Source organism: Streptomyces boluensis, from assembly GCF_009908195.1.
Classification (GTDB): Bacteria; Actinomycetota; Actinomycetes; order Streptomycetales; family Streptomycetaceae; genus Streptomyces; species Streptomyces boluensis.
This window is the reverse complement of record NZ_JAAAHS010000244.1, coordinates 1-11699: the sequence shown is the minus strand read 5'-3', so window position 1 is coordinate 11699 and position 11699 is coordinate 1. Positions and strand designations below refer to the sequence as shown.

The following is an 11699-nucleotide window of genomic DNA, read 5'->3' as shown; positions in this document are numbered from 1 at the left end:
CAGGGACGGGGGTACGGCGGGTCTCCGGATCGCGTCCGCGGTGGTGGCACCCCTGCTCAAGCGATTACTGCTGCCGGCCGCGAAAGTGCCGGCCGCCGCGTTCGGCGAGCGGCCCATCCCGATCAGACGGCTGCTGTCCTTCGCCCGGGAGCACCGCACCCTCACCGAGGACGACCTGCACAAACTCGCCCGTGAGCTGGTGCGCCGCGCCGTCCGGGCCGCCGGTCCGCACGACCCCCCGGTCAGCGCCGACGAGCACGACGCCGTCGGCCAGGCCCTGACCCGTACGCTGCACGCGCTCGGCGACCTCGACATCGACGACGTACACGCCTTCGCGCTCGGGCCCGAGCGGCTCGCCGCCGCGCTGTCCGAGGCGGCCGGTCCTGGCACCCGCCGGCTGCTCGGCGACGACGCCGCCCGCTTCCACGACCGGCTCCTGGAGACGGCCTGCCTGCACGTACTGCGCTTCTTCAGCGAACAGCCGGGCTTCGCGGCCCGCGCGCAACTGGAGCAGAGCCGTGAACTGCGCGCCCAGTCCGAGCAGTTGGCCCTCGTCCTGGAACGCCTCCCGGACATCACGGCGCAGGACGCCCGGTTCGAGCGGGAGTACGCGCGCTATGTCGTCGAGAGCCACGGCAGGCTCACCATCTACGGCATCGACCTGCGCGAACCCGACGGCCAGGACTGGCCCCTCGAATCGGCCTACCTGAGCCTGCAGGCCTTCCCGTACCGCGGCGACGCCGAGCCGCTGGCCGGGCGGGCCCCCGACGGCGAGCGGGACACCGAGCCCGAGCGGGCCGCCGCCCCCGTCGAGAGCGCCCTGGCCCGGCACGAGCGGGTGCTGCTCCGCGGCGTCGCGGGCACCGGCAAGACCACCCTGGTGCAGTGGCTGGCGATCACCACCGCCCAGCAGGACCGGGTACCCGGCGACCTGTCGCAACTCGTCGGCCGCGTCCCGTTCGTACTCCCGCTGCGCACCCTGGCCCGCAAAGGCGCCGAACTGCCCATGCCGGAGGACTTCCTGCGCTGGATCGGCTGCCCCCTGGTCGGCACCGAACCCGACGGCTGGGCGGCCCGCGTGCTGCAGCACGGCCGCGCGGTGATGCTGGTCGACGGCGCCGACGAGATCCCCCGGCACGACCGCACCCGCACCCGGGCCTGGCTCAAGCAGCTCATGGCCGTCTTCCCCGGCAACCTCTGGCTGGTCACCTCCCGGCCCTCCGCCCTCGACCGGGGCTGGCTCGGCCGGGAGGGCTTCCAGGAGTTCGCGCTCACCCCGATGCGCCCCGCCGACATGAAGCAGTTCGTCGGCCGCTGGCACACCGCGGCGGGCGCCACGGCCGAACTCGGCGAATCCCTGACCCGATCGCTGCGCAGCAGCCCGGAGTTGAGCCGGCTCGCCACCAACCCGCTGATGTGCGCCCTGATCTGCGCCCTGCACCGCGAGCGCCGCGGCTTCCTGCCACAGGGCCGCGCCTCGCTCTACGAAGCGGCCCTCTCCATGCTCCTGGAGCGGCGCGACCTGGAACGCGAGGTCTACGGCAGCAGCCGCACCCCCGAACTCGACCAGAAGTCGGCCACGGAACCGCTGCAACGCCTCGCGTACTGGCTGATCCGCAACGAACGCACCCAGCTGGAGTGGGACGACGCCGTGGATGTCGTGCAGCGGCTGCAGCCGTCCGTGCCCCGGCTCGCGCAGGTCGGCACGGCCGATGAGGCGCTCCAACTCCTCCTCGACCGCTCCGGGTTGCTGCGCGAGCCCAGCGCGGGCGCCGTCAATTTCATCCACCGCACGTTCCAGGACTTTCTCGGCGCACGGGCCGTGCTCGAGGAGCGGGATATGGGCATGCTGGTGAACAACGCACACCTCGACCAGTGGGAGGACGTGGTGCAGATGGCCGTCGCGCAAGCACGCCACCAGGAACGCGCGGACCTCCTCACCCGGCTCCGGGAACGCGGCGACCGCGAGCAGGACACCGCCATCCAGGCCCGGCTCCGGCTGCTCGCCCTCGCCTGTCTGGAACAGGCCACCCGGCTCGAACCCGCCGTGCGCGAGATCATCGAGAGCCAGGCCGCGCGGATGCTGCCGCCGCGCAGCCTGCGCGAGGCCCGCGCCCTGGCCCTGACAGGACCGCTGCTCCTCGGCCTGCTGCCCGCCGCGAAGGACCTGCACGGCGACGAGGAGCTCGCGACCGTACACGCGATCTGCCAGATCGGCGGCGACTCCGCGATCCCCCGGCTGCGCGACTTCCTGCGCACCGAGCAGCCCGCCGTACGCGCCCAACTCCTCGACCACTGGGACCGGTTCGACACCGATGTGTACGCGGAGGACATCGTCCGGCCGCTCCTCGACCTGTCGCCCGACTCGCTGGTCACCGTCCGCTCGCGGGCCGAGCTCGCCGCGCTCAGCTCCATGGGCGGCCACCGGCGCGTCGGCGTGCACGGCGACTTCACGCCCGCGGAGATACGGGCCGCGCTCGACCCGGGCCAACTGCGCGAGCTGGTCCTTCGCGGCACGCTCCAACTGGAGGACCTCGACTTCCTCACCGACTTCCCGCACCTCGAATCCCTCACCCTGCAGGGCTGCCGCAATGTGAAGGCGCCCGCGCCGCTGACCCGGCTGCCGGAGCTGCGCCACCTCTCCCTCAAGGACCTCCCCCAGTTCGAACCGCTCTCGGACCTCGCGGACTGCCCCCGGCTCGACGCGCTCGTCGTCGGCCCCGAAGTGCCCTGGCGCGGCCTCTCCGACCTGCCGCGCCCCGGAGCGCTGCGGCTCCTCTCACTGCCGCCGTCCGCCACCCGGCTCGAGCGCATCACCGACTGCCACAACCTGGAGGAACTGCGCCTCCACGACGCCAGCGAACGCCTCACCCCCGACACCACCTGGCCGTCGGAACTCGCCAAACTCCAGGAACTCCGCCGACTCGTCCTGTCCCCACAGCAGTTGAGCATGCTCCTCTTCGCCCCGCACACCACGATCCCGAACGTCACGAGCCTGGACGTGCGGGCCGTGCCCGGCGCCTCGGTCCCGCTGCGCAAGGTCGCGCTCCGGCTGCCCGGCCTCGAGGAGATCCGCCTCTCCCAGGTCTCCGATGTCGACCTCACCCCCTTCCAGGGAATGCGTCGGCTGCGGCGGGTACGGCTCGACTATCCGGGCACGATCAACGGCGCGGAGTCCCTGCCCGAAGGTGTCGAACTCGACCTGTATCCACACCCCTGAGCCTCGGTGCGCCCCCTCTGCGCCGCTTCCGTACGGAGGGTGCGCAAGGGCCGTTCCGCCCGGCCCTCCGGCCCGGTCCGCACCAGGTCACAACCGGGTGACGCACAGCCGTATCCGGCTGGTACGGGCTCTGCCGGGCGGGTAAGTTCTATGGTTCCAGGCGAAGTTGGTACGGACATCAGCGGCTGAGGTCACGGGGGAACCACGCCCGCCCGTCATCGAGCCGTGACGGCCGAACGGACACGGACGACGGAGGCGGAACACAGCCTGATGGGCACATCGCAAGGGCCACCCCTGTACGGCCGGGACCCGCTGCTGCGCGCGCTCATCCCCCGGCTCACCGGCCTCGCCCACGACGAACGCTCCCGGGTGCCGCGCGAGCACCAGGGCGACGTGCCCGCCGTCCTCGTCACCGGGCGGCACGGCATGGGCCGCACCGCGCTGCTCGCGAAGCTCGCCGAGGGGTACCGCGACCGGCTGCCGCTCGCCCAGATCCGCGCCGTGCCGCCCGGTTCCGTGGCGCTTCCGGCCGCCGCCGGTCCGCCCGGCGGGGCGGCCGTGGCGTCCAGCTTCGTGGAGGTGCTCGCCGAGTTGGTGTGCGCGCTCGGGCCCGAACTGCGGCGCCGCTTCCCGGTGTTGCTGCCCGGCCTGTTCGCGGTGTACGGCTGGCGCGAAGGCAACGACGAGGAGCGGGAGGCGTCCTGTCTGCTGCTCGCCCGGCTGCTGCTCGCCTGCCGCCTGGAGCGCGGTTCGGTGGACGCCCTGCGGCACTCCCTGGCCACGGCGGTCGAGGCCCGCCTCGAAGCGAGCCGCGAGGCGACGGATTCCGGCTCGGCGTACGGCACATCGCACGGCACGCCTCATGGCACACCGGGGGACGCGCGGGACGGCGGCGCCCCGGCCGACGCGGTCCCGGAGGACGCGGTACCGGAGGACGCCGTACCACCGGGCCATGCCGGACCACCGGGTCATACGGCACCAGCAGGTCACTCGGCACCTGGTCGTGGAGCACCCGCACACGGGACACCTGCCGGTCCCGCACCGGCCGCCGGGGCGCGGTACGGCGACCGGTCCGAGCCCGACGGTGCCGAGCTGCGGGAGCGTGTCACCGCCGCCCTGCTCGCCGAGTACGCCGAGCGCCACCCCGTCGACGGGGCGCCGGACTGGTTCCGCCGGGCGTTCGGCCTCGACGACAGCCCGGACGACGGCTCCGACGACGATGCCCCGTCCCCGCTCGTACGCCTCGGCGCCTGGTTCCACCAGGGCGGCGACTACCGGCACGCGGCCGAACAGGCCCTGATGGGCGCCCTGTTGCACGACATCGGCGCCTCCTACGGCAGGCTGCAGCGCTGGAACCGTGACCCGTGGCCGCTGCTCCTCCTCGACGACGTGCAGCACCCGGCCGGGGCGCGCTTCCTCGACCTGCTCCTGGAGCACCGGGCCCGGCCGGAAGGGCCGCAGCCGCACGCCGAGGAACTCGTCGTCGTCGCGACCCGCCTGGGCGAGCTGCCCGAGTCCCCCGCCGCGGTCCGCCGCGAACTGCCCGAGCTCGTCCGGGCCTCCGGCTGGCGGCGCACCGACCTGTCCCCGCACGCCGGGCTGCTCGCGGTCCCGCTGCCCCCGCTCAGCCGGGACGATGTGCTGCCGCTGCTCGCCACCGGACCGCGGACCCGGCCGCTGCACCCCTACCTCGCGTCCGCCGTGCACTCGCTGACCGGCGGGCATCCGGCGGCGACCACCATGCTGTGCGCCGCCGTCGTGCACACCGCGGGCCGTGGGGATCCGGTCACTCCCGGGAACCTGCTCGACCTCACCACGAAGGGCGGCCGACCCATCACGGAGGCGCTGCTCGAACGCCTCATTCCGGACCGGCGGCAGCGCGACCGGCTCACGCTGCTCTCGCCCGCGAGGGACGGCGCGGCCGCCGCCGCGCTCGCCGCGCATCTGCGGCTCGAAGGCCCGGAGCAGCTGCCGGCCAATGCCGTCGCCGAGTACCTGGAGGCGCAGCAGTGGCAGCAACTCACGCCGCAGGACGGCCCGTTGGTGACGGACGGACTGCTGCAGTCGCTTCTGGTGCACGAGGCCCGGCGGATCTCCCCCGGTGTCGACGACCGGCGCGGCTGGCGGGAGATCCACGGCTTTCTGCACCGCCATCACGTCCAGCGCGCGGACGGCGAGGCCGACGCCCTGCGCCACTCCCTGGCCGCCGGTGACGCGGCGACGGTGGTGGCGGCCCTTGCCGAGGAGTTCCAGTCCGAGCAGAACGAACAGGGCGCGGCGCACTGGCTGTTCTGTCTCCAGTACGCGGCGACCGCGCCGACCCCGCCCGCGCGGGACTGGGCGGACGAGCGCATGGATGTCGCGCTCGGCGCGCACGACGGCCGGTACGCCGACCTGGTCGAGAGTGAGCGCTGCGTCAACCGGCTGCTGCACGCCCTGTGGTGTCTGTCGGAGCCGCAGGCGGAGCCGGAGAACGACCTGTGCCAGGCCGTCGGCGACGAGTTGGCCTACCTGTCGCCGCGGCATCCGTCGTGGCATGCCGCGCTCAGTCAGGCGGCCCGCAGCTGGCCCGCCGCAGCCCGTAAGAAGCGCCCGTTCCCGATATCGAGGCAGTGAGGCAGCATGCTGTTGCGTCGTCATCCGCGCGAGTGGGGTCCGGTCGACTGGGCGGTCGCATTCGCTCTCACCGTGCTGCTCGCCGCGCTGGTCGCGTTCGGCTGGCGCGAGCTGTCCGGCCCCGGCCGGTGCGGTGACGAGCTGACCGAGGTCGACGGGGACTGCGTCGGCGTCACCGAGTACGCCTTCGACGCGGACCCGGCCCTGGACGGTCTGGTCAAGGACATCGCGGCGGAGAACGCCCGGGTGCGCGAGGGCGCCGAGCGCGAGGACAGCGAGGCGCGCATCCCGTACGTACGGATCGCGCTGATGATGCCGTTCACGTCGGACGATTCGAGCGCCATGACGACGGACATGATCCGCCGCGCGCTGGCCGGGGCGCTCGCCGCGCAGCAGGAGGCGAACAGTAGTTACGGACCGCATTACCAACTCCTCTTCGCACCTGACGGCCGGGACATGACGCAGTGGAAGCCTGTGGTGGACCGGCTGGCCGAGCTCGCCGGGGACAGCCGTGCCCCGCTGGTGGGCGTCACCGGCATCCCCAGCAGCACCGACGCGACGAGCGACGCGATCGACGAGCTGAACAAGCGGGAGCTGCCGACGATCGGCCCGGTGATCACCGCGGCCGACATGAACGCCCCGTACTTCTTCAAGACCTCCCCCAACAACGACGAGTTCGCCCGCGCCCTGAAGCGCTATCTCGACAAGCGGCCGGAGCGGCGCAAGGGCTTCCTCGTCTGGGACAACCGCACCGAGGACGTGTACTCGAGGAACCTCAAGGAGGTCTACGAGAAGCACTTCGGCGACACCTACGAACTGGCCGACCGCAACTCCAACTTCACCGGTTCCTCAGGCCGCGACCAGGGCATCCCGAACCGCTTCACCGACGCCGCCGAGAAGATCTGCCGGTACAAGTCCGACACCGTGTTCTTCGCGGGCCGCGACCAGGATCTGCCGAGCTTCGTGAAGCGCCTGGCCCAGGAGGGCGACTGCGGCCGCTCGACGACGCTGCGCATCCTGAAGGTGGGCATCGGGATCGAACCGACGCTGACGGCGAAGGAGCCGACCCGCCGGCTCCAGGAGATCGACGCCACCATCGTCAACGCCTCGTCCGTGGACCCGGATTGGTGGTCCGGCCGGAGCAGCCCCGACCGCCCCGCCGCACTCGACCGCTTCCTGGCCCGCTACGAGAAGCTCGTCGACCAGCACGACCTGGGCGACAAGGAGCTCGACGACGGCTACACGCTGATGTACCACGACGCGTTCACCCTGCTCAGCGATGCCGTGGACCGTACCTACAGCGAGATCAACGAGGACGGCCAGGGCACCACCGCGGCACGTGACCTGCCGATGAGCGGCGACATCTACAACACCCTCAGGCTCCCGACGATCTCCGCCGGACAGTGCGACAACTGCCTGATCGGCGCGGCCGGTACGTACGGCTTCGAGGGGCCTGAGCAGAACCAGCAGTGGTCGGTGTGCAAGCCGGTGCCGATCGTCGAGCATCCGACGGTGCGGCGCGAGCCGGATGATGTGCTGCCGCTGTACCGCACGTTCCGCGGGGACGCGGAGAACGCCTGCCGGACCTGAGGGCTCGCGGCCGGTGCGCGACCGGCCCGCCGGTACGTACCGCCTCGGTCCGGGTCATGGGGCGGTCAACTCCTCGTAGTCCTTGGCGAAGTCCTCGACGTACCGGTCCATCCAGGCGACGAAGCGCTCGGCGTACTCCTCCTCCGCCGCGAGCACGATGTCGTCGGGGTCCTCCGCCGGGTCGAGGCCGAAGTGCTGCTTTAGCCAGGTCACGTACCGCCGGTTCGCCTCGCCCGAGCCGCGCCCCTTCGCCCGGTCCCTCTCCTCGTCGGAGAGGGAGAGACCCTCGTGGAAGACGTACACATAGCGGTCGCAGGCGAGGAGTTGGAACAGCGCGCGCAGGTCGCGGGCGGCCAGGTGGACGCCGCCCTCGTCCCCGAAGGCCACGATCGGCAGGTCCGCGAGGTCCTCGCGGTCGTCCACCCGCCATATCGCGTAGAGGGACCCGGAGCCGTTGGCATTGGCGAACACCCGGAAGCGGCCGAGGAATTCGGGGTCGTCCGACCAGGTGTCGACGCCACGGCTGTCGCCGTACTCGGACAGCTCGAAGCCCTGCGAGAAGTAGTCGTCGAGCCCTGCGTCGAACTCCCGCAGCAGGTTCAGCTCGGGGACGGGCGAGTACGCGTCACTCATGGGGCACCTTCACGGGTTCTCGTCGTCGAACACCAACACGAACGACACTACGACCCGGCACTGACAATCGGCCTCGGCCCGGCCCGAGTTGCCCTCGGACCGCCGCTCACTCCCCGGGCACGCTCCGCGCCACCAGCACGTCGATGATGCCGTCGATGCCGTGCGGCTCCAGGAGTGCCGGAACGGTCAGGTCGTCCACGATCACCCCGAGCATGGCCAGGTAGAGCAGCAGCACGGTGTCGCGGTCGCCGGGCAGTCCCGCGTCGAGGTGCCAGGCGATGTTGTCGTCGAGCAGCTCCGTGAACGTACGGGTGAGGTCCTCCTGCAACTCCGGGCGGCGGGTGGCCTCCAGGCGCAGTTCCAGCATGGCCAGGTGGCTGCTGCGGTCGCCGCGCATCCGGTCCACGAGCTGGCGGAGGAGCGTGGCGGTCAGCTCGGCGCTCGGCGTGGCCTTCATCGTCTCGGCCATCGCCACCGGGTCCGGGGTGAGGCGTTCCTTCGTACGGCCCATGATCTGGCGCAGCAACTCGGCCCGGTTGGCGAAGTAGTTGGTCGTGGTGCCCACGGGGACACCGGCTTCCTTGTCGACGGCGCGCAGCGTGAGCCCGCGCGACCCTTCTTGCGCGAGGACTTCGATGGCCGCGTCGAGGAGCGCGGTCCTGCGGGCGGGGTTGTGTCGCATACGGGTCTCCCAAGGACCTTCGACCGGGAATGCACCGGCAGTACACCGGCGATGCACTGCACTACTTCGAGCGCAGTGCTCCACCCTAACCACTTCAGGCGAAGTAGTCCACGTGCCGGATGCCTGCCCCTACCGGGGCTCAGCTCCCGTAGGTGCACGCTATGCGCCGGGCCCGACAGCCGACCCGGCAGCCCCGGCCCCGACCCCGGCCGCACCCCGCACACCCACGCGCTCCATCCGCCGCCAAAGCCGCCAGCGCCGCCAGGCCAGTGCGAAGCCAACTCCCGCCACCAGCACGAGGAGCGCGGCCCACAGCAGTACGAAGAGGACGCCCCGGCCGTTACCCAGAGCCCGGCTGCGCGGAAGCCGCCGTACGTACGCGTGTGTGACACATCCACGCAGGGTATTCGGCAGGTCGGCAGTGGCCATGCCGTTTGGATCACCGGGTCGTTGACCCCGGTAAGTCCGTCAGACATGGAGGAATCGTGCGTATCCGCACCACACTCGCCACTGCGGCAGTAGCCGCTGCCGCCCTCATCGGCGCCGCCGGCCCCGCAGGCGCCTTCGACGCCCCCGACAACGCCGTCGACACCAAGGAGTCCACCAACAACCCCCGCAGCAACGGGCAAACGCTCGATGAGCTCACCGGCCTGCAGTCGGAAATCACCGAGACGGCCGCCGGGGATGATTCGCTCTCTCGCAGCGAGTCCACGGACACATCCCAGTCGCCCGCCGCAGGCCCGCTCATGGGTGGACTTCCGGTGGGCGCTCCCCTGGGCTGAGCAGACGCAGAGGACGCGCAGAGCAAGCGCAGAGGAAAATCGAGAGCCCCTGGCCAGTGCCGAAGTCGCATCGGTCAGGGGCTCCGGTCTACTCGACTACCCGGCGTCCCACCGGGCGATGAGGCGCTCCTTCCAGCCCTTCGGCGGAGGCCAGGGGACGCCCCAGGCGGCGAGTTGCTCCCGGGTCCAGCCGCCGGCGGGAGTGCGGGCCCCTTCGATCTCCTCCGGGGAGGGGACGACGCACGCGACAGCGAGTTCGGGACCGGCCTGCGAAGCGAGCCGATCGGGCGCGGGCACAGGCGTGGGCAAGGACACGACCCGCTCCGGCGGCCTGCCGAGGTGGCCGCCCGACCGCAGGGCCGGACGGAGCCGGTAGGGGCGGCTCTGCCATCTCCAGCCATGCTTGAGGATCAAGGAACACAGGCCCAGCGCATCCAGCGGCAGCGCGTCGACCGCCGCTCTGACCTGCGGCCAGGTGAGCTCTCCCTGCGCCTCCAGGGCGGCCGTCAGCCTGGCCTCCAGGCGTGGGTCGACCGTACGGTCCTCGATGACCCGGCGGGTGCGGTAGCCGTCGGTGGCCACGAAGCCCCAGCCACGGTTCCGGCAGAACTCCACGGCAGCCCGGTACTTGGCGACATTGACGGCCATCGCCATCTCGAAGACCGGTTTGACTTCGATGAGGACGCAGCGACCGTCCTCGGTCGCGGCCAGAAGATCGGGGTAGTAGGTGCGCAGTCGCCCGGCGTACTCATAGCTGATGGCAAACGGCTGTTCTTGGTAGTACGCGATCTGCGGCGCGAAGCTGAGCAGCTGGATCACGCTCAGCTCCGTCTCCGACTCGTACGACACATCGCGATCCAGCTTCGGGCAATGCCACACACCGAAGCGTCCTCGGTCGGCGTTCTCGTCCTCGCGCAGCACCCCCAACTCCGCGCGCGGCGGGGCTGGTTCGGGCTCGCCGGACCAGTTGACCTCGCCGGCCAGTGCCGCCCAGCGGCGAGCGGCACGTTCGGCGCGCCCCTGTCGCGCCGCTTCGCGACGGGCGGTCTCGTGCCGCAGGACGCGTACCGTCGACGCCTCCGCGGCCAGGTTGTCCGCACGGACCTTGTCGGCGCCGGCTATTCGCGCCAGAAGAGGTACCGCCTGCCGGAGCGCCACCGAGGGCAGCAGTACGTCCGACAGGTCGAGCAGCCGTTCCGCGGCCGATGGCTGTGCCTCGGCGGGAACGCGCGTCACGCAGCTCAACTCGGCCAGTACCTGGCGGAGTTTGCGAGCGGCCGGAGTGTCCGTTACTGCCAGGCGTTGGATCGCCCTCGTCTGCAGTTGGCGAACCCGCTCCCGCGAGACGCCGAGGGCCTCGGCGGCCTTCTCCAGGGTCTGGGCCGGTTGATCGTCAAGGCCCAGGCGACGTGAGAGGACCTCCTGGTCCCGCTCAGCGGGCGTCTCACCCACGGCCGCGGCCACCAACTCCCGCAGGACGAGCACCGTTTCGACATCACGTTCGGCGACCAGAGGCCAGCTGACGTCCAAGCGCACCGCGCCCGGACACACGCATTCGAGCAGCCAGTGGTCAAGGAGCAGCGTTTCGCCGTCGCGCCACAACCGCCGGGCCGCTGCCCGTCGTACGGCCACGGCTTGGGCCGCCAGTTCGTGAACCACTTGCCGGGCGAGGAAGATCTCGCGGCGCTCGGGACGCAGAACGTGACCGGTCACGTGCTCCCAGTCCGCCAGCACCTCGGCCGTCAAGTCCACTGTGGCAGCCGCCAGTTGCTCGGTTGTCGTGCGCCTACGCCCTCTGCGACGCTCGCGCCGCAGACGCCAGTCGGCACGCGCCTCCCGCCAGGCGTAACCCGGCTCCGTGGCCAGCCGATCCCTCAGCCAGTCCAGCGGATCGTCGACGGCCTCGCCGGACTCCGGAACGAACCGGGCCAGACGTGCACGGATACCGCCCGTCGTACGACCGTGCCGCTCAGCGAGCTCGGAAAGCCCCAGCCCTTCACGCACGCCTTCGACAAGCCGAACGTCCTCCTCTTCACGCCAGGCACGGCCATTCCTCGACCCGGAGGCCTGATCATGCACGCTCTCTCCCCCACGGTTCCGGCCGCTGTGGGGGCAGTATGCCCGCTGACGCTGACAACCGAGGAAGTACGCCCCCTAGGGGGCGTCTCCCCCTAGC

At 71.5% G+C, this 11699-nt stretch carries 7 protein-coding genes; 4 read left to right on the top strand and 3 right to left on the bottom strand.

Annotated elements, in window-relative coordinates; genetic code table 11:
* From GUY60_RS25545 to GUY60_RS25535, 3 genes are all read left to right on the top strand, one after another.
* A partial coding sequence (locus GUY60_RS25545) for an NACHT domain-containing protein (RefSeq protein WP_246235639.1) occupies nt 1-3220 on the top strand: 3220 nt, incomplete at its 5' end.
* Nucleotides 3221-3490: 270 nt separating this feature from the next.
* The gene (locus tag GUY60_RS25540; protein ID WP_161701818.1) at nt 3491-5836 is read left to right on the top strand and encodes an ATP-binding protein; all 2346 of its coding nucleotides are present in this window, start codon (nt 3491-3493) and stop codon (nt 5834-5836) included.
* Between the two features lie 6 nt (nt 5837-5842).
* Nucleotides 5843-7426 carry an ABC transporter substrate-binding protein gene (locus GUY60_RS25535; RefSeq protein WP_161701816.1) on the top strand — a complete coding sequence of 528 codons (1584 nt, stop codon included), beginning with the start codon at nt 5843-5845 and terminating at the stop codon, nt 7424-7426.
* Nucleotides 7427-7480: 54 nt separating this feature from the next.
* Here GUY60_RS25535 and GUY60_RS25530 read toward each other — a convergent pair whose 3' ends face one another.
* Together GUY60_RS25530 and GUY60_RS25525 are read right to left on the bottom strand one after the other, a co-directional pair.
* Nucleotides 7481-8059 carry a hypothetical protein gene (locus GUY60_RS25530; RefSeq protein ID WP_161701814.1) on the bottom strand — a complete coding sequence of 193 codons (579 nt, stop codon included), beginning with the start codon at nt 8057-8059 and terminating at the stop codon, nt 7481-7483.
* 106 nt (nt 8060-8165) lie between these two features.
* Complete coding sequence (locus GUY60_RS25525; protein WP_161701812.1) at nt 8166-8741, bottom strand: TetR/AcrR family transcriptional regulator; 576 nt, start codon at nt 8739-8741, stop codon at nt 8166-8168.
* A 485-nt stretch (nt 8742-9226) separates the two neighbouring features.
* Between GUY60_RS25525 and GUY60_RS25520 the strand changes: the two genes are divergently transcribed.
* Nucleotides 9227-9523, top strand: a complete 297-nt coding sequence (locus tag GUY60_RS25520; protein ID WP_161701810.1) for a hypothetical protein — start codon at nt 9227-9229, stop codon at nt 9521-9523.
* Nucleotides 9524-9619: 96 nt separating this feature from the next.
* On the opposite strand, the gene GUY60_RS25515 is transcribed toward GUY60_RS25520, so the two are convergent.
* Complete coding sequence (locus tag GUY60_RS25515) at nt 9620-11527, bottom strand: TnsA endonuclease N-terminal domain-containing protein (protein WP_161701808.1); 1908 nt, start codon at nt 11525-11527, stop codon at nt 9620-9622.
* Nucleotides 11528-11699: the final 172 nt, after the last annotated feature.